General features: G+C 59.5%; 14 protein-coding genes and 5 pseudogenes. 4 read left to right on the top strand and 15 right to left on the bottom strand.

Annotated elements, in window-relative coordinates; translation table 11 throughout:
* The first annotated feature begins 213 nt into the window (after window positions 1-213).
* Window positions 214-954: pseudogene (locus tag RHSP_RS34185) on the top strand (IS5 family transposase).
* A 69-nt stretch (window positions 955-1,023) separates the two neighbouring features.
* Here the strand turns inward: RHSP_RS34185 and RHSP_RS31380 are convergent.
* The 5 genes and pseudogenes from RHSP_RS31380 to tnpB all read right to left on the bottom strand — a co-directional run.
* Entirely contained in the window at window positions 1,024-1,425 is a 402-nt protein-coding gene (locus tag RHSP_RS31380; RefSeq protein WP_004128924.1) for a c-type cytochrome, read from the bottom strand.
* Window positions 1,426-1,458: 33 nt separating this feature from the next.
* Window positions 1,459-3,060, bottom strand: a complete 1,602-nt coding sequence (locus RHSP_RS31375) for a flavin monoamine oxidase family protein (RefSeq protein ID WP_004128922.1) — start codon at window positions 3,058-3,060, stop codon at window positions 1,459-1,461.
* Between the two features lie 127 nt (window positions 3,061-3,187).
* The gene (locus tag RHSP_RS36185; RefSeq protein WP_085999212.1) at window positions 3,188-3,406 is read right to left on the bottom strand and encodes a LexA family protein; all 219 of its coding nucleotides are present in this window, start codon (window positions 3,404-3,406) and stop codon (window positions 3,188-3,190) included.
* Between the two features lie 321 nt (window positions 3,407-3,727).
* Window positions 3,728-4,469, bottom strand: a pseudogene (locus RHSP_RS31365) (IS66 family transposase); the annotation flags it as partial.
* A gap of 48 nt (window positions 4,470-4,517) precedes the next feature.
* A pseudogene (gene tnpB / locus RHSP_RS34180) lies at window positions 4,518-4,668 on the bottom strand (IS66 family insertion sequence element accessory protein TnpB); the annotation flags it as partial.
* Between the two features lie 90 nt (window positions 4,669-4,758).
* On the opposite strand from tnpB, the pseudogene RHSP_RS34175 reads away from it, so the two are divergent.
* The 3 genes and pseudogenes from RHSP_RS34175 to RHSP_RS36130 form a co-directional block, all read left to right on the top strand.
* Window positions 4,759-5,215: pseudogene (locus RHSP_RS34175) on the top strand (aldehyde dehydrogenase family protein); the annotation flags it as partial.
* A 246-nt stretch (window positions 5,216-5,461) separates the two neighbouring features.
* Window positions 5,462-6,180: pseudogene (locus RHSP_RS36135) on the top strand (IS701 family transposase).
* 55 nt (window positions 6,181-6,235) lie between these two features.
* The gene (locus tag RHSP_RS36130) at window positions 6,236-6,727 is read left to right on the top strand and encodes a transposase (RefSeq protein ID WP_240535549.1); all 492 of its coding nucleotides are present in this window, start codon (window positions 6,236-6,238) and stop codon (window positions 6,725-6,727) included.
* A 26-nt stretch (window positions 6,728-6,753) separates the two neighbouring features.
* Here RHSP_RS36130 and RHSP_RS31350 read toward each other — a convergent pair whose 3' ends face one another.
* The 10 genes from RHSP_RS31350 to RHSP_RS31305 all read right to left on the bottom strand — a co-directional run bounded on the left by RHSP_RS31350 (window position 6,754) and on the right by RHSP_RS31305 (window position 17,871).
* Entirely contained in the window at window positions 6,754-8,199 is a 1,446-nt protein-coding gene (locus RHSP_RS31350) for a Glu/Leu/Phe/Val family dehydrogenase (RefSeq protein WP_037136561.1), read from the bottom strand.
* Between the two features lie 44 nt (window positions 8,200-8,243).
* On the bottom strand, window positions 8,244-8,741 hold the full coding sequence (locus RHSP_RS31345; RefSeq protein WP_004128902.1) for a UPF0262 family protein: 498 nt from the start codon (window positions 8,739-8,741) through the stop codon (window positions 8,244-8,246).
* A 12-nt stretch (window positions 8,742-8,753) separates the two neighbouring features.
* Window positions 8,754-9,887, bottom strand: a complete 1,134-nt coding sequence (locus tag RHSP_RS31340) for an acetyl-CoA C-acetyltransferase (RefSeq protein ID WP_004128900.1) — start codon at window positions 9,885-9,887, stop codon at window positions 8,754-8,756.
* Between the two features lie 70 nt (window positions 9,888-9,957).
* On the bottom strand, window positions 9,958-10,587 hold the full coding sequence (locus RHSP_RS31335; RefSeq protein WP_004128898.1) for a 3-oxoacid CoA-transferase subunit B: 630 nt from the start codon (window positions 10,585-10,587) through the stop codon (window positions 9,958-9,960).
* Window positions 10,588-10,603: 16 nt separating this feature from the next.
* A complete protein-coding gene (locus RHSP_RS31330; RefSeq protein ID WP_004128896.1) occupies window positions 10,604-11,302 on the bottom strand; it encodes a CoA transferase subunit A in 699 nt (232 codons plus the stop codon).
* Window positions 11,303-11,406: 104 nt separating this feature from the next.
* On the bottom strand, window positions 11,407-12,816 hold the full coding sequence (locus RHSP_RS31325) for an aldehyde dehydrogenase family protein (RefSeq protein ID WP_004128894.1): 1,410 nt from the start codon (window positions 12,814-12,816) through the stop codon (window positions 11,407-11,409).
* A 138-nt stretch (window positions 12,817-12,954) separates the two neighbouring features.
* A complete protein-coding gene (locus RHSP_RS31320; RefSeq protein ID WP_004128893.1) occupies window positions 12,955-14,358 on the bottom strand; it encodes an aspartate aminotransferase family protein in 1,404 nt (467 codons plus the stop codon).
* A gap of 410 nt (window positions 14,359-14,768) precedes the next feature.
* Complete coding sequence (locus RHSP_RS31315; RefSeq protein ID WP_004128892.1) at window positions 14,769-15,824, bottom strand: C45 family autoproteolytic acyltransferase/hydrolase; 1,056 nt, start codon at window positions 15,822-15,824, stop codon at window positions 14,769-14,771.
* A gap of 118 nt (window positions 15,825-15,942) precedes the next feature.
* A complete protein-coding gene (locus tag RHSP_RS31310; RefSeq protein ID WP_004128891.1) occupies window positions 15,943-17,124 on the bottom strand; it encodes a M24 family metallopeptidase in 1,182 nt (393 codons plus the stop codon).
* Between the two features lie 30 nt (window positions 17,125-17,154).
* Entirely contained in the window at window positions 17,155-17,871 is a 717-nt protein-coding gene (locus RHSP_RS31305; protein ID WP_004128890.1) for an aspartate/glutamate racemase family protein, read from the bottom strand.
* Window positions 17,872-17,968 lie beyond the last annotated feature (97 nt).

Raw genomic sequence — 17,968 nt, 5'->3', positions numbered from 1 at the left:
TCATCTTTCACGCAGCTTGTCCACACGTTAGTTGTTCATGTTGAACTCCCTTCATGTGTGCCTGCAGCACACGTTCGTCCCCCCTGGATCCGCCAGGATTGATCGCTCCTGGAAGATTACAGCGTAAACTCATAAAATTTCTTGGCATTTATCGACCGCCGTGATTCAAGGCTTCGAAATAGGGAAGCATTTGATGACGGTCGTCGCTACGAACTGACTGACCACGAATGGTCGATTATATCGCCGTTGTTACCCAACAAGCCACGCGGCGTTGCCCGCGTTGATGATCGGCGGGTACTGAATGGCATCCTCTGGCGGTTTCGAACGGGCTCGCCTTGGGCGGAAGTTCCGGAACGCTATGGCCCGCCGACGACCTGTTACAACCGCTTCGTCCGCTGGCGCAAAGCCGGGGTATGGGATCGGCTTCTTGAAGCGGTGTCCAAGGCCTACGATGGCGACATCGTCATGATCGACTCGACCTGTGTCCGCGTTCACCAGCACGCGGACACGGGAAAAAAGGGATGGAGACGATGGTGGCATGGGACGTTCCCGCGGCGGCCTTACGAGCAAAATCCATGCGCTCGTCGATGCCGAAGGTCGCCCGGTCAATCTGCGTCTGACTGGTGGACAGATCGCCGATTGTGCCGAAGCCGACGCGCTGACGGATGAGCTTGGCGAGGGGGACATCCTGCTGGCCGACAAGGGTTATGACACGAATGCCATACGGGCTAAGGCCGCCGAGAGAAAGGCCTGGGCCAACATCCCGCCGAAGAGTAATCGCAAGGGCTCTTTGTATTTTCGCGCTGGGTCTATCGGCAACGTAATCTCGTGGAACGGTTCTTCAACAGGATCAAGCAGTTCCGAGGCATCGCAACCCGATATGACAAGCACCCGGAAAACTACCTCGCCGCCGTAAAGCTCGTCGCAACAAGAATATGGTGCCAGAGTTTATGAGTCGACGCCGTAGAGAATTTGGCTTGCTGCGGTCATTCTCTTCTTTCGAAACGGACCGTCGTGTTCGCCTTATCGGATGTCCGCCACGTCCTCGCGTGTCACTTCATTTTCGTAATTGTTGCCGAAATTTGTGCGCACGTAGTTAACGACGGCAGCAACTTGGTCATCGCTCATCATATGACCGATAGGTGGCATGCCTGTATGCCCGTGGAGCACCAAGTAAACTGGGTAATCCCCGACCACTAGATTCTGATTTTGAGTAAGGGCCGGATATTTGCCTGCCCCCATCGCACCTTCCCCATGGTTCATATGACAAGCGGCACAGACGTTCGCATACAGCGCTTCCCCGCTTTGTTCACTGAAGTTCTCACCGTCGCTCAACATTACTTGGGCTCCGACGGGGACAGCGAGCGCCATCGTCAAGATTGAAACAACAACGGAGCCTAGAGGCCCTTTGGAGTTTTTCGCCATCGGAAAAAACCTTCAATTGGTCGCAACGTATTATCAGCCAGCCATGATGCGCTTATGAAGCCTTGTGATTGCGTCTAGTGAGGAGAGAATCGCCCCCTCCATCCAGGCCGGGACTTGGGATGCATGCTCGCCGGCGATTACTACGCGACCGTCGATCTTGCAAAGATTATTGAAGTGTTCCCTGCGGGTGTCTTCCGTCCAGTCCCCGGCGCAGCCAAGTGTAAACGGGGAGCGATGCCAGGCCCAGGAAACGCCATTTTCGAACTCCTCTTTGTATTGAGGATGGATCCGCGCACCGTATTCGACAACCCGCTTCACGCGTTCCTCGGGAGCCATTGACGTGAACTCATAGGAATTCGGCCCATTCCAAGTGTAACAGCCCAGCAGAACGCCCTTTCCCTTCGTATTGAAGTCACTGCTTGGATAAGAAATCTGCCGGATCGGCAGATTGGTGTAGCTCACGCCCCCGAAAATCAGGTCATCTTCCTCCCAAAAACGACGCTTGAACTGTAGGCCTACCTTCACGGATGATGCATAGGGTACAGCTTTGATCGCTGCGAGCATTTCGGCGCTGACATTGATGTCGATTTGACTGAGGATCGTCAGGGGAATCGTACATACGCACCAGTCGCCGCTCGCCCGCTGTATTGTACCGGGATTCTCGCTGTCTTCGTAATAGGCCGTGACGCGCTTCTCGTCCTGCTCGATCTTTGTCACCTTGGCGTTATAGGTGACGAGGTCGTCCACTTCCTTGCTGAAAGCCTTGCCAATCAGGTCGATGCCGCCACGTGGCTGGAACATGGTTGTTTGGAATTCATAGCGCGCAAAAGCGGCTAGATCGCTCCAAAGGCCCGAACCTAGTATTTCGGAAAGGCTCAGCGGCTTTCCGGACGTTGGCACGACGCTATTTCTCCCCGCGCGATAGGCTTCGACCGAACCGCGAAACTCTCTCACGTGTGTGCTATTCTGGTAGGCATAATTCTCATCCAACGCGCCCCAGGAGCGAAGGGCCTCAAGTAGCATCTCCTGATCTTCCTTAGTGACACTCCCTTCGAGTGCGCCCTTGCGCGTCACCTTACACAGCAGCTCTGATATGTGTCCCCGAATATCGGTCATAACGTAACGCACTCGCTGCGGCTTGCCGCCGCCCCCCCTTGTGGAGTGCAGGAACGCGTTGTGGTTGAGTTGTTGGAAGGGCTCTAGCACCACGCCCAGCCGCTTGCAGTATGCGAGCAAGCCATGGTGATGATACGGAATTCGCCACGGACCAGGATTGATGTAAAGCCCCTCATCAAATTCACAATTCCGGATCTCGCCGCCCAGTTCCTTCACGCTATCGCCGCCGCGTATCGTCCAATTTCGGCCACCTACTCGATTGTTGTATTCCAGTATTTTCACGTTGTAACCGGCCTGACGCAGTTCGAGTGCTGCCGTCATACCCGCCAATCCTGCTCCAAGAATCAAGACGGAAGTGTCCTTCGGAGCGCCTTCCAGCTTTATTGGTCCGTTGTATCTAGACTCACCAGCCAGCCCGAGCGTAGTCATGGCGTGGTACATCGTCATACTGCCTGCAGTCATACCGATTAGCGATAGAAGATTGCGCCGGTTTAAGCCAACTAGCTTATCTTGTGCCATTTTCCGTCCTCTCACTGTCCGTGCCAAAACTGTAAGTTTGCGAAGCCCTTTGAAACTTTTTTTATCCATTCAATCGCTATGCCACCACGGCAACTAGTACCGCTCCTAAGAGATTCTGACTGGTGAGCTAGCGTAGGATTGGCAGCGCCTCAGGTTCTACGAGCAATTGAATGCTTCGCGCTTCTCCAGGCTGGCATTGAATGAGGCCGGCTTTTTCCAGGGTTATCACCATCTGGTGTACAGACGGTGCGGTCACCTCAAAGTGGCGACGCATGTCCGCTTCTGCCGGGGAGCGTTTGAAGATCCTGGTATAGGCATAAATGAAGACCAGGTATCGGCCCTGCAACTGCGTGAACTGTGGCGCTCCGGCAGGAGGCTCCTTGTCTCGTTGCGCGGGCTTATCCCAGGATGACGAAACGGTCCTGGTTTCGACGACGCTTGAATTTCTTAACGACGCGTCTTCGGATGGTTCACTTTCGTTCGTCTTTCGGACACGCACCTGCTCGATCTCGTCCGAACTTTTCATCCGACGCTCACCACCACGGCTCTTTACCGCAGCAGCTCGGACTGGTGAGACCCGCTCCCGAAAACCGATCCCGGAGGGCCAGCCTCCATCATTCACGCAGCTTTACGACACAGTGTCAGTTCATACTGAACTCCTTCCGTGCCTCTGCAGCATACTCTCGTCACAGAATACCCCCGGCTGCGAGCGGATGAAGGCGGTGAGCGCATCGTAGAGAAGCTCCAGCCACCAGGCGACCCACGTGACCCAGGCGCCGAGCGTGCCGCGATCGATCATGACGCCGCAGGAGGCCAGCATCTGCGCCTGTCTGTTGAGCGGGAGATGCCAGGCAAACTTCGAAACAGCGACATGCGCGGCAAACGCCCGTGGTCACCATGCCACCGTCCATCACGCGCGCTGGTGCCGACGCCTGCACAACAACGCTTTCGCAGGCCCGGCAGGCATAGCGCGGTCGGATCGTCCGTCTGACCCGGACAACCGCAGGCACGATGTCGAGAGCCTCGCTGACGTCCGTGCCGATGCAATGAAGTTCGAACGAACAGCAGGGGCAAGTCTTGCTCTCCGGCTCGATGATCTCGTCATAACGCGGAAGGTACTTGGGCAAGCGGCCGATATTGCGCGCTGGCGATCGCCGTGCCGGCGTTTTGTCTTCACCGACCGGCGCGACATCGTCATTGGCAGCAACGGGAATGTCGCTCACATGGCCAAGGTCGAGCATTGCCTGCGTCGGATCGATGATCGTCATCTTCTCCGATTTCGTCCCGAAGAGCAGGCGCTCAAGGAAGGCCACGCGCGCCTTAAGGTCGGCATTCTCTTCGTTGAGCGAGAGAATGATCCGGGTCAGTTGCACGGTGTCCTGGGGTAAGGGATCATGTCGAAGCGGCATGACTGGCCCTACCATAGGAGCCTGAATCTTCACGTAAAACCGACAGGATCAGCCTGCTTTTGAGGGCCTCCTCACAGCGTTTCGTTTGACGCGCGTCCAGTCAATACCGGCTAGCAAAAGCGAGAACTCTTCGCGCGTCATCTGCATGGCGCCATCGCGGACCGGGTGGCCAAACGAACTTGCCAGCCTCCAACCACTTGTACCTTATCTGAGAATGCAGCCTCGACCAGCACAGATCAGCAGCTAGTGCTGGTTACACATCAGTTTCATCCGCTTTTCGGACGGCAACGGGCCTCTAATCGACAATGATGCTCTGAAAAAGATCGAAGCGCATGTCGATGACGCTGTCAAAAAAGGGGCGATGGTTCGCTGCGGCGGTCGTCGGATCGGCGCGAAGGGAACATTTTTTGAGGCGACCGTCATCACCAACGTCGTCGGTTCGATGCGGATCGCGCAGGAAGAGACGTTCGGTCCGCTGGCGCCGATCATCCGTTATGATGACCCGGAGCAGGTGATTCGGGAAGCCAACGATACGATCTACGGCCTCGCCGCCTATTTCTACGCCTCGAACCTCAAACGCGTCTGGCGCGTGGCCGAGGCGCATGGTTGGCATCAACACTGGCCGCATGTCATCGGAGGTGGCACCCTTCGGAGGCATCAAGCAGTCCGGCATTGGACGCGAAGGCTCTCGGCACGGTCTCGAGGACTATCTCGAAATGAAGTACCTCTGCATGGGCGGCCTCTAACGCTGGTTGCCGCCCTCCAACATCGACGCCGGGTTCGACGATGTTAAGATCCGGATCACCTCAAAAAAAGAGGCTGCCGTCGACACATGTCCTACGGCAGCCAAGTCGCGTGGGAGGCGAATTTATTGCCAGGGCCATCGAAGAATCGCTGGCTCTCTAGTCTTACTGAGTCACAAAAAACGGGAGATTCGCGGTTTGCGATGATGTGCTAGCGTGGCGATTCGTGGTCAGCAGGAGCAAGCTGAGATGAATGGCCTGAGCGGAAGAAGTGAATCAGACTTTGCGGATTATGTCGAGAGGCTTGTCGATGTGATCGGCCATGCCGATCGGGCAGAGCCGCTGAAGGATTACTGCCTTGGCCTCATGCTGCCGGTGGAGCGCAAGAGTGTCGAGCCTCTGGCAGCGGTAACGGCACCGGCGAGGGTTTCGTCCAAGCATCAGTCGTTACTGCATTTCGTCGGTCAGGCGCCGTGGTCGGACGAGGCGCTTCTGCGGCGGATTGGCGATTTGGTGCTGCCGCTGATCGAGCGACATGGGCCGATCGAGGCGTGGATTGTAGATGACACCGGCTTTCCCAAGTAGGGCAGGCATTCGGTCGGGGTGGCGCGGCAATATTGTGGCCAACTCGGCAAGCAGGACAACTGCCAAGTCGCGGTCAGCTTGTCGATCGCCAACGTCGCAGCGAGCTGCCGATTGCCTACCGGCTGTATCTACCCGAGATCTGGGCCGACGATGCCGAGCGGCGGCGCAAGGCGAAGATCCCTGACAGCGTCGCATTCCAGACCAAACCGGCCATCGCGCTGGAGCAGATCCGAGCCGCCCAGGCAGCCGGAGTGGCGCCCGGTGTGGTGTTGGCCGATGCCGGCTATGGCGTGGACGGCGCATTCCGCGCCGGCCTGTCGGCACTCGGCCTCGACTATGTCGTGGGCGTGCAGCCGACACTCAGCGTCTGGCGACAACACTGACCTCAACTCTCGCTTCGCCGCCGTGCGCGTCAGGCCCGCGTCCAGGGATTACAAATTGACCGAGCCCCGCGCCGAGGAATGGCTGCTGATCGAATGGCCCGAGGGTGATGCCGAACCACTCAAATACTGGCTCTCCACTCTCCCGGCCGCCGCTTCGCTCGCAAAGCTCGTCAGCACCGCCAAGCTGCGCTGGCGCATCGAGCGCGACTATCAGGAACTCAAACAGGAACTCGGGCTCGGCCACTATGAGGGACGCGGTTGGCGCGGCTTCCATCATCATGCAAGCCTCTGCATTGCCGCTTACGGATTCCTCATCTCCCAAAGGGAGACGATTCCCCCCTCAGCGCCGCCCGAAACCAAAAACCGCCCGCAATCTGGCCTTCCCCAGGGTTATCGACCCCGCGGAGCCCCCGATCCGACCCGAGCGACACGTGTCGAATTCGATCGCCACAATCCGAAGGCACTTGACCGTCGCACTCAGTCGCAACCTCCAGCGATGTCCATGCTGCTCCCGGATGAAGGATCGATAAAATCCACAAATTTGTGACGCAGTAAGACTAGGCAGGCAATTGATCAGATTCCTATCGCTTCATAAGCATCGGCGATCTGCCGGATCGACGCGACATAGGCGGCGGTCCGGTAGTCACCGAGTTCCGGTTGCTGTTCGATGAGGTCGGCGATCCGTGTCCAGGTGCTGCGCATGACGTCTTCGAGGCCGGACCGGACGAGGTCGATCTCGGCGCCGCCTTCGAGGAATTCATCGCGGATATCGGCGGGGAATTCCTTGCCGGTCATGCGTTCCAGCGCCATTGCGATGGTCTGGTTGCGCCGCTCGCGCCGGCGCCGTTCCATCAGACCGAAGGGAATATGCGTCAGGTTCTTTACCCACTCGAAGTAGCTGACGACGACACCGCCGGCATTGACGTAAAGATCGGGAAGAACGGTGATCCCTCGGGTGCGAAGCACCTTGTCAGCCTCGAAGGTGATCGGGCCGTTGGCCGCCTCGACGACCAAATTTGCCTTGATGCGGTCTGCATTGCCCGCATGGATGGCATTCTCCATGGCCGCCGGAATGAGGACGTCGCATGGCTGCGCAATGCCCGTCATATCGCCGGCAAACGAGGTGGCGTCTTCGAAGCCGAGAATGCTGCCGGTCTTGATATGATGCTGCTTCAGCGCCTCGATCGCAAGACCATCGGCGTTGGCGACATAGCCGTCGCGTTCGGCAACAATCGTCACCCGGGCACCGTCTTCTTCAGAGACGAACTTTGCCGCATGGTAGCCGACATTGCCGAAGCCCTGGACGATGATTGCAGCACCCTTCAGATCGCGCTTGCCGTTCAGGCCGGCAGTGCGCGGATCGCGGAGATAGCTCTGGATGGCGAACTGCACGCCTCGGCCGGTTGCCTCGGTGCGGCCGGCAATACCGCCCTTCGACAGCGGCTTGCCGGTGACGCAGGCGCGCGCGTTGATGACATCGGTCGGATTGGCGCGGCGGAACTCGTCCATCATCCAGGCCATTTCCCGCTCGCCGGTGCCGATGTCGGGTGCCGGGACGTTGACGCCGGGGCCGATCAGGCCGCGCTTGTTGAGTTCCTGGGTGAAGCGGCGGGTGATGCGCTCGAGCTCCTGCGGCGTCCATTCGCGCGGATCGATCTTTAGCGCGCCCTTCGAGCCGCCGAACGGCACATCGACCAGCGAGCATTTGAGCGTCATCAGCGCTGCCAGGGCCTCGACCTCTTCAGCATCGGCATTCGACGCATAGCGAATGCCGCCCTTCACCGGCTCGCAGTGCTCGCTATGGACCGAGCGCCAGCCGATAAAGCTGTACATGCGACCCCGCAGGCGGACGCCGAACCGAACCGTGTAGGTCGAGTTGCACTGCATGATCCGCTCCGACAGGCCTTCCGGCAGGTCGAGGAATGTCATGGCATGACGGAAGTTTTGGTCAACGCTATCCAGGAAGCCTGCGGAGCTGGTTTCTCCGGCTTGCACGTTGCGTTGTGGTATTGCGTTCACTGGGGTGTTCCTCCTTGGTGGGAAAGTTTCGGGCCGAAGCTGTGTCAGCTCAGCAGAACTCGACGGTCGGCATTGCGCACGAGCAGGGCGTAGATCAGTGTGAACAGCCGGCGGGCGGTGTCGTTGTCGATGTTCACTTTCGCTGACAGCCGGCTTTTCAGCAGTTCGGCTGCCTCGTTATGGACGCCGCGCCGGCCCATATCGATCGCCTCAAGCCGTTCAGGGCCTGGGTGGCGGATGGCGTCGTAGTAGCTCTCACAGATGCGGGTGTAGTCTTTCAGCAATCGGCGGAACGGCGTCAGCGACAGGTAGTGACTGACGACATGCTCGCCATGGGCATCGGCGACATGTAACGCGAGGCGCCCGTCGGCCGCCGCAATCGTGAGGCGGTATGGCCCGCCATCGTGACCGACCGGAATGAAGGTGTTGGATTCCAAGAGGTCGATAACCGCGAGCGCTTGCTCCCGCTCAATTCTCGCGTCCCGGCCAGCGAACGACCGGTCGAGCGATACGTCGCAGAGACGGTACTCGGCGGAGGCCATGGCCCTGCCTCCTCACATCGCTTCCACGCACATGGCGACACCCATGCCGCCGCCGATGCAGAGCGTTGCCAGACGTTTCCTGGCGCCGCGGCGCTTCATTTCGAAGAGCAGCGTGTTGAGCACGCGGGCGCCGGAGGCACCGATCGGATGGCCGATGGCGATGGCGCCACCATTGACATTGACGATGCCAGGATCCCAGCCGAGGTCCTTGTTGACCGCGCAGGCCTGCGCCGCGAAAGCCTCGTTGGCCTCGACCAGCTCGACATCGCCGATCGCCCAGCCGGCTCTGGCCAGCGCCTTGCGCGAAGCCGGGATAGGGCCGGTGCCCATGACCTGCGGGTCGACGCCGGCCGTTGCCCAGGAGACGATGCGCGCAAGCGGCTGGATGCCGCGCTTGGAAGCCTGCGCTTCGCTCATCAGCAGGGTGGCGGCGGCGCCGTCATTGAGGCCGGAGGCGTTGCCGGCGGTGACCGTGCCTTCCTTGTCGAAGGCCGGACGCAGCTTGGTCATCTGGTCGAGCGTTGCGCCGTGGCGGATATATTCGTCCTGGTCGACGGTGACGTCGCCCTTGCGGCCATTGACGATGAAGGGAATGATCTCGTCGGCGAAACGCCCAGCCTTCTGTGCGGCCTCGGCCTGGTTCTGCGAGGCGAGTGCGAACGCATCCTGCTCCTCGCGGCTGAGCTGCCACTGACGGGCGACGTTCTCGGCGGTGATGCCCATATGATAACCGTAGAAGGCGTCGGTCAGGCCGTCCTTGATCATCGTGTCGATCATCTTGAAGTCGCCCATCTTCATGCCGCCAGCGACGATGATATCCGCATCACCGGTTGCAATCTGCTGCATGCCGAGCGCGACGGCGCGAAGGCCCGAGCCACAGAGCTGGTTCATGCCCCAGGCGGTCTTTTCCTGTGGGACACCCGCCTTCATCGCTGCCTGGCGCGCCGGATTCTGGCCCTCGCCAGCCTGCAGCACCTGGCCGAGGATCACCTCGTCGACTTCACCCGCTTCGACGCCCGCGCGCTCAAGTACGCCCTTGATGACGGCAGCACCGAGCTCATGCGCCGGCGTGTTGCCGAAGGCGCCGTTGAAGGATCCGACCGCGGTGCGGCCAGCACTGGCGATGACGATCGATGGGATGCTCATGGTGGTCTCCTCTATGGTCCTCGCGAAGCCGGCACAGGCCGGCTCCAGCTACTCGGCAAAAGGCTCAGGCCTAGTTGACGATGGTCGCCTCGGTGGCGCTGCGGATCTCGCCGTCGGTGACGCCCTCGGCAAGCTCGACCAGCTTCAGTCCGCCATCGACGACGTCGAGCACACCGAGATTGGTGATGATCCGATCGACGACGCTTTGTCCGGTCAGCGGCAGGGTGCAGGCCTTCAGCACCTTGGATTCGCCTGATTTGTTGGTGTGGTCCATGACGACCACCACCCGCTTCACACCAGCAACCAGATCCATCGCGCCACCCATGCCCTTGACGAGCTTGCCGGGGATCATCCAGTTGGCGAGGTCACCGTTCTCGGCTACCTCCATCGCGCCCAGGATCGCCATCGCGATCTTGCCGCCGCGGATCATCGCGAAGCTCTGCGCTGAATCGAAGAAGGCGGAATGCGGCAGTGCCGTCACCGTCTGCTTGCCGGCATTGATCAGATCGGCATCGATCTCACCCTCGGACGGAAAGGGACCGATGCCGAGCAGGCCATTCTCCGACTGCAGCGTCACGTGGACGCCGTCAGGGATGTAGTTGGCGACCAGCGTCGGGATGCCGATGCCGAGATTGACGTAGGTGCCGTCTTGAAGTTCGCGTGCAGCGCGCGCCGCCATCTGGTTTCTGTCCCAGGCCATGTGTTTCTCCCCAGCCTCAAGCCGCCGCGCGCGTGGTGCGCTGTTCGATGCGTTTCCCGTGCTGACCCTGGATCAGGCGATGCACGTAGATCCCCGGCACATGGATGTGATCGGGATCCAGGCTGCCGACCGGGACGATTTCCTCGACTTCAGCGACACAGATCTTGCCGCATGTGGCGGCCGGCGGATTGAAGTTGCGGGCCGTCTTGCGGAAGACGAGATTGCCCGAGGTATCCGCCTTCCAGGCCTTGACGATCGACAGGTCGGCGACGATTCCAGTCTCGAGAACGAAGACCTCTCCATCAAAGACCTTGAGTTCTTTTCCTTTCGCGACGACGGTGCCGACGCCGGTCTTGGTGTAGAAGCCGGCAATGCCGGCGCCGCCGGCGCGCATGCGCTCGGCAAGTGTTCCCTGGGGGTTGAACTCGAGCTCGAGTTCACCGCTCAGATATTGCCGCATGAACTCGGCGTTCTCACCGACATAGGACGAGATCATCTTCCGGATCTGCCTGGTCGTCAGCAGCACGCCAAGGCCGAAGTCGTCAACACCGCAATTGTTCGACGCGATTGTCAGGTCCTTGGTGCCAGCTTTGCGGATCGCATCGATCAACAGCTCCGGAATGCCGCAAAGGCCAAAGCCACCCGCCGCGATGAACATGCCGTCGAACAGCAAGCCCTCAAGTGCTGACGTCGGATTGTCGAAGATTTTGTTCATTCTCCCCCCATCAGGTTCGGCTGTTGCGGCGCCGAGGCGCCGCCTGGATTCATTCACTTGGGTTCGAAAGTCCGGCAGCGGTATCAAACGGCTGCTAGGTCCCTTTACCCACGGTTGATACAAACGACCTTTGGCTGGGTCATCTCTTCATAGGCGAAGCGCACGCCTTCCCGGCCCATGCTGCCGTATTTGGAGCCGCCGAATGGCATGGCATCGAAGCGGTAGTCTGAGGAGTCGTTGATCATCACGCCGCCAGCTTCGATCCTGGCTGCGGCGTCAAGTGCGACATTGAGGTTGCTGGTGAAGATGCCGGCGTGCAGGCTGTATTCGGGTTCATTGGCCAGCTCGACCGCTTCATCGAGCGTCTCGAACGGTGCAAGCATGACCACGGGCGCAAACACTTCTTCGTGCCACAGGCGGCAGGTCACCGGCGTACCTTCCAGCACCGTCGGGTGATAGAGCGACCCTTCGCGTTTGTGGCCGCAGAGCAACTTCGCGCCGGCGGCGATGGCGTCGTTGACGGCTGCTTCGGTGCGTTGGGCGACCTCCTTGGAGATCATCGGACCGACATCTGTGTCCTCCTTCAGCGGATCGCCGGCCTTGAGTTTGTTCGTCGCCGCCACGAAAGCATCGCGGAAGCGCTCATAAAGCTCGGCCTGGACAAGAACACGCTGGGCGCCGATGCAATTCTGACCGGCTGCCCAGAAGGCGCCGGAGACGCATCCTTCAACCGCCTTGTCGAAGTCGCAGTCGTTCATGACGATGACCGGCGCATTGCCGCCAAGCTCCATCGCGAGTTTCTTAAGGCCCGCCTTGCGGCTGATCGCTTCTCCGGTAGCGAAGCCGCCGGTAAACGACACCATGCGAACCTCACGCGCGGAGACGAGAGCCGAGACGATCTCGCGATCGCCGTGAACGACGGTGATGATCTCGGGTGGCAAGCCCGCTTCCACCAAGGCTTCGACAAGCTTGATCGAGGAGAACGGCGTCAGGTTTGACGGTTTCAGCAGAACCGCATTGCCGCCGGCAATCGCCGGACCGAGCTTGTGCGCGACCAGGTTCAGCGGATCGTTGTAAGGTGTAATGGCGGTGATGATCCCGAGCGGCTCGCGGGTGAACCAGCCCTGACGCTGTTCCGAGCCGACATAGGCATCGAACGGTACGATCTCACCGGCATTGCGCTTTGCCTCCTCGGCAGAGAGCTTTAACGTATTGACGCAACGAAGCACTTCCTTGCGCGCCTGGACGATCGTCTTGCCGGCTTCGCGCACGATGGTTTCGGCAAATGCTTCACGGGGGCTCTCGATGATCCGCGCAGCTCCTTCGAGGATGCGCGCGCGCTCATGTCTCGGCAGCCTGGCTGAAAGCTCTGCGCCGCGACGGGCGCGGGCCAGAAGTTCGTTAATTTCGCTCGCATCCGTGGCGTCAATCGTCCCGAGGACAGACCCGTCATAAGGGCTGTAAACAGTGATCGGCGCCAGACTGGTGGTGATATGAAGTTTGGCAACGGTCATAGGCCGGCTTCCTCTTGCGTGATGATGCGCCACCTGCGCGGCGGCTGAGTTGGTCGGTCAGGGCAAGGAGAGGTCCCTGCCCTGTTCTCGTTTCCATGACTGCATTGGTTGCGGTAGGAGCGACCGACCGCTTGGCGGTCAGATTTTCTGACCGTTCAGAACCAGGTCATCGATGACGCAGCGTACTGCCTTTTCCGCGATCGAGACGATCTCGTCGATCTCCGCCTTGGTGGTGACGAGCGGCGGCGCGAAGCCGAGGATGTCGCCATGCGGCATGGCGCGGGCGATGAGGCCCCGGTCTCGAGCAGCCTTGGAGACGCGGGCACCGACCTTCAGCGACGGATCAAACCTGGTCTTGTTCTCACGGTCGGCAACGAATTCAATCGCGCCCATCAGGCCAACACCACGCACTTCACCGACGATCGGCAGCTGCGCGAACTTCTCCTTGAGCTGGGCCTGGAAATAGGCACCGACTTCGCGGGCATTGCCGGGCAGGTCTTCCTTTTCGACGATGTCGAGCACCGCGTTTGCGGCGGCCGCACCGATCGGGTGCCCGGAATAGGTATAGCCATGCGAGAAGGCGCCGACCTTGTCAGCTCCCTCTTCCATGACCTTGTAGACCTTCTCGCCCACGATCGAAGCCGATAGCGGAAAGTAGGCCGAGGTCAGGCCCTTGGCGACCGTGATCAGGTCGGGTTCGATGCCGTAGTGCTGCGAACCGAACATCGAGCCGGTGCGGCCGAAGCCGGTGATCACCTCGTCGGCGATCAGCAGCACGTCGTGCTTCTTCAGCACCGCCTGGATTGCTTCCCAATAGCCTTCCGGCGGTGGCGTGATGCCACCGGTGCCAAGCACCGGCTCGGCGATGAAAGCGCCGACATTGTCCGGTCCAAGCGTCTCGATCATCTCGTCGAGCTCGGCGGCGCGACGGGCCGAGAATTCGCGTTCGGTCTCGCCGGGGTTGGCGCCCCAATAGTGATGCGGAACACCGGCGTGATCGATCTGCGGGAGCGGCAGATCCATATGGTCGTGATAGAAGCTCATGCCGGTCATCGAGCCGGAGACGACGCTACAGCCATGATAGCCGCGTTCACGCGAAATGATCTTCTTCTTCGTCGGCTTGCCACGCAGATTGTTGTAGTACCAGACGAGCTTGGCCTGGGTCTCGTTGGCGTCCGAACCGGACATGCCGTAGAACACCTTGCTCATCTTGCCGGGCGCCATCTTGACGAGGCGGTCGGAGAGGATAGCCAACTCATCGGTCGTGTGCGCGGCATAGGAATGATAATAGGCCAGGCGATAGGCCTGACGAGAGATCGCCTCGGCAACCTCGGTGCGGCCATAGCCGACATTGACGCAGTAGAGACCGGCAAAACCGTCGATCAGCTGGTTGCCGTGCGCATCCTGGATGCGGATTCCCTTGCCGGTCTCCACGATCGTCGGTTCGCCGAGCTTGCCGGTCGCAAAGTCCTTCAACTGGGTGAAGGGATGCAGGACCGAGTTACGATCTTTCTCAGCGATGTCTTTGATGTTGATGGTCATTTTAACCCCTTCGGTCGCCGCTTTTCAGCTGCGCGCTTTTCTTCCTGTGAACCTGGGCCTGATCAAGTGCGAGCAGCAAAACCTCGACTTGAGGACAGCTTTCGCTTGCCCGACCCGCTCAGATGATATTGCCTGTAGGTGCTAGCTTCATCGCACCATTTCGCTCCGGGGTGACGCCGGGTTCCTGCAATCTTCCTCGCTTTTTGCAGGAATTCGCTATCGGTGGAGGCTTTGCTGATTTGACCCGTGCGGTCGGCTCATTGGGTTGGATCGACCGCGGAGACATAGGTTGAAGAACAAAGCGAGGATCGAGGGTGCTTGAGGACCGGCCCACCTCAGGTGAGATTGGAATGTCAGGCCACACTCTCCACCCATCGCAAGCGTCCGCGCAGCCTCAAAACATCACCAGCCTACTTGACTAGCACCGTTCCTCCCAGGACATCGCACTCGTTGGGGGCAGCATGGACGCTCCAATCAACCCGGTCAGCGGATAGCGCGAACACGCCCATCGCCAGAGTTTGCGACCCATCGATTGTTCCGTTCTTGTAGATCGGCACCGTCTCATCGAATAGAGCGACTTCTGCGTCTTCAGCGAGCCTTTGTCCGGCAGTAACCCGGTCCACTGCCGCCTGACGATCGCGGGAAGAGGCGCTGATGGTCTGCTCCAACTGGGCGAATTCTTCGAAGATCAAATGGTTCGCATGGCCTTGGGGGGTGACGGCCTCCCGAATGGCGCAGCCTGAAGCGGGAGCCTCGATTGAGACGAGCCGGCGCGTTTTCGTCTCGCCGAGATTATGATGGAATCCGCTGGCACGGTCCTTGCGCTTGAGGATTTCTACCGCATCGCATAACGACCTTGAGTCGAGGATCGCGCGGCAGATGATGTGTCGGGGTACTCCAGGCTGAAGATCATGCGCGGTGATGTTATTTATCGTCTGCACGAGCCCCATCTCATTGAAGCCAAACGTGTGGCCGGGCAGCATGCCAGGGTACATGAAGCTGGCCCAGGCTGGTCCCTCGTCCGGCTCGACTTCAACCCAAAAGCAGGCGCCGAGGAGCGCTTGGTCACCGTCCTCGTTATGGGCAATTATTGCGGGGCGGTCGTCCTGCGCCGGCAGCAGGAGTGTCGTGCATCCATTGGCAGCAACCGACCCTGTTGCCGGGGAGACATCCTCGGGAAGCCGAAGGTCTCCGCGGCAATTCCAGAGGAAGATCGAATCGAAATCTTGACCGGCGCCTTCGGCGATGCCCTCGATTTCGCGCACAAAGCGGGGATAGGTTGCGCGCGCCGCAGCTTCGAGAGCCTTCAAATATGCAGATCGGCGCCACCGGGTATCCAACGCCCGATATTCTTCAGTGTGCAAGACGCGCTCTCGGAAAGCAGAAGCGCTTGCTCGTCCGAGTGTCACGCCGATCGAGAAGGCATCGCCCTTGGCACGGACGCGCGAAATGGGATTTTTGGACATGCGACTTTCCTCATCGTTTCTTTCGCACTTGAGGTGTCCAATTCAAGGAAGCCACGCCTCCTTGTGGCAAGGCGTCACCGGGCGCATTGTGGATCACGATTTCGCCCGGGGATTGGACTCACTCGATAACGAGCAACTTGCGGGGGACATTGGACAGGAATTCGACTTCGCCCTCCGTGATCAAGAAACTTTCGGTAATTTCGATACCCCAGTCGTCGTACCAAAGCCCGGACATGAAATGAAATGTCATGCCTGGGCGCAGCTCGGTCTTATCACCGTCGCGGAAGCTGGCGGAGTTCTCGCCCCACGCCGGCGGGTATCCCATGCCAATGGAGTAGCCGGCGCGGCTTGCCTTCTTCAGACCGTATTTCGCAAGGGCATTTCCGTAGGCCAGAGCGATATCTTCGCAGTAATTTCCCACCACAGCCTTCTCAAGGCCGGCGCTCATGCCTTCCAAAACGGCCTTCTCAGCATCCAGCATTTGCTGGCTCGGCTTACCGAGATAGTACGACCGAGAGAGCGGGCAGTGGTACCGTTTGTGTACACCAGCAAGTTCAAAGAAGATGCTTTCGTTCGCGCGAATGGGCTTATCAGTCCACGTCAGATGAGGAGCTGAGGCATCGGCACCGGCGCCAAGGTTGGGTACGGCTGACGGATAGTCTCCCCAGTAGTCGCCCACACCACGGGTGCCAACATAGGAAATTTCAGCGATTATGTCCGACTGTTTTACTTCCGGCCGCAGCACCTCTGTGATGCGCTCATACATCGCTTCGACAATCTTGCCGGCGCCGCGCATATATTCGATTTCACGAGGGGATTTGACGATGCGTTCCCAGTTGATCATGCGCATGGCGTTTTTGAAGCGCGCGTTGGGAAGTGCGGCTGTAAGGGCTTCGAAACCGGCCGGTGAGAAATAGTAGCTGTCCTTCTCCAGACCGATTATGGCTGAACCGTGCCCCTCATCCGTGAGGAACTGGCCAAGAACGGTCATGGGGTGCAAGGTGTCTGACTGAACGTAGTGGTCCTCGTACCACCTGATCCGATCCTCGCCGATATATGCCGTGCGACGGCATCCATTGGCATCCTGACCACGGCCGAACCAGAGGGGATCCTTGTCCTTTGACACAACAACACATTGTGGCACGTAGAACGAGTTGCCCTCGTAACCGGTAAGCCAGCCCATGTTAGCGGGATCGGTAACGACCAGTACGTCTATGCCAGCTCGCTCCATGGCGCTGCGCGCCTTCTCGAGGCGTGTTCTGTATTCAGAAAGTTCGAACCGTAGTTTCTCGTCAGACATTTCAGTTCCTTTAGATTTGGATGCGCTAAGTCAGACGCGGGCGGTCACAGTCGCAAGCGTCAGTTTGCAGAGGTCGGTAATGTCGTAGATGGGCAGTCCTGTCTTCAGCCGAAGGGCATTTGCAACGACAGGGAAGCCAGTGCACTCGAAGAGTATCATCGCAATCTCGGGGTGGTCGGAGCGCAGTTGATCGATACGGGCACCGACCTCCTGCTGGATCTGATCCAGCGCTGTCCGCACGAACGGCCGCGCCACGGCATTGCGCACGTATACACCACCTTCGATGCCTCCGACGACCACGCGCTTCCGATCCGCCGGGTGCTGGATGCCCAACAGGTCTTCGGTGCAATGTCGCGAATCCGCTGTTAATACCGCGAGCTTTTTCGCGGGCGATAGCTGACGTAACAAAGTCGGAATGAGTAGAAGGCTTGAGGTTATGACGGGTACATTGACTGCTGCAGAGATTGCAGACTGGTGGCGGATAAGGAAGCCGCAGTCAGCGGCAACAACGTTGGCACCTCGATCGACCAATCGCTGTGCAGCCGCAATGCAGGCGTGTTCCAGCGAAGCATCACCTCGAATGACAACCTCTGCAAAGGCGCCTTCCACCATTTCCGTGATCACAGGCCCGCCAAACGTTGCCGGGTGCAATAGGGATCCTTCGCGCGGGCTAAGAAGCGGACTGTCTGGTGACACGCCTTCATCCAGCTCAAGTAGTCCAAGAACAGTGCTGCTTTGCGAAGTCATGATGAAGTTCCTCGATTTCGGACGGGTTTGGTCAATGCGAGTATCGTAAGACGTGTGAACTTGCTCGACTGCGCCTCACGCCCAGGCGGCCACCGAC

Source organism: Rhizobium freirei PRF 81 (assembly GCF_000359745.1).
Classification (GTDB): Bacteria; Pseudomonadota; Alphaproteobacteria; order Rhizobiales; family Rhizobiaceae; genus Rhizobium; species Rhizobium freirei.
This window is presented reverse-complemented; position numbering and strand designations above follow the sequence as displayed.

Bases quoted from the DNA above. Each gene is read 5' to 3' on its own strand.
- RHSP_RS31380 (WP_004128924.1), bottom strand. From the start codon at position 1,425: ATGGCGAAAAACTCCAAAGGGCCTCTAGGCTCCGTTGTTGTTTCAATC.
- RHSP_RS31375 (WP_004128922.1), bottom strand. From the start codon at position 3,060: ATGGCACAAGATAAGCTAGTTGGCTTAAACCGGCGCAATCTTCTATCG.
- RHSP_RS31345 (WP_004128902.1), bottom strand. From the start codon at position 8,741: ATGGCCTCCGCCGAGTACCGTCTCTGCGACGTATCGCTCGACCGGTCG.
- RHSP_RS31340 (WP_004128900.1), bottom strand. From the start codon at position 9,887: ATGAGCATCCCATCGATCGTCATCGCCAGTGCTGGCCGCACCGCGGTC.
- RHSP_RS31335 (WP_004128898.1), bottom strand. From the start codon at position 10,587: ATGGCCTGGGACAGAAACCAGATGGCGGCGCGCGCTGCACGCGAACTT.
- RHSP_RS31330 (WP_004128896.1), bottom strand. From the start codon at position 11,302: ATGAACAAAATCTTCGACAATCCGACGTCAGCACTTGAGGGCTTGCTG.
- RHSP_RS31325 (WP_004128894.1), bottom strand. From the start codon at position 12,816: ATGACCGTTGCCAAACTTCATATCACCACCAGTCTGGCGCCGATCACT.
- RHSP_RS31320 (WP_004128893.1), bottom strand. From the start codon at position 14,358: ATGACCATCAACATCAAAGACATCGCTGAGAAAGATCGTAACTCGGTC.
- RHSP_RS31315 (WP_004128892.1), bottom strand. From the start codon at position 15,824: ATGTCCAAAAATCCCATTTCGCGCGTCCGTGCCAAGGGCGATGCCTTC.
- RHSP_RS31310 (WP_004128891.1), bottom strand. From the start codon at position 17,124: ATGTCTGACGAGAAACTACGGTTCGAACTTTCTGAATACAGAACACGC.
- RHSP_RS31305 (WP_004128890.1), bottom strand. From the start codon at position 17,871: ATGACTTCGCAAAGCAGCACTGTTCTTGGACTACTTGAGCTGGATGAA.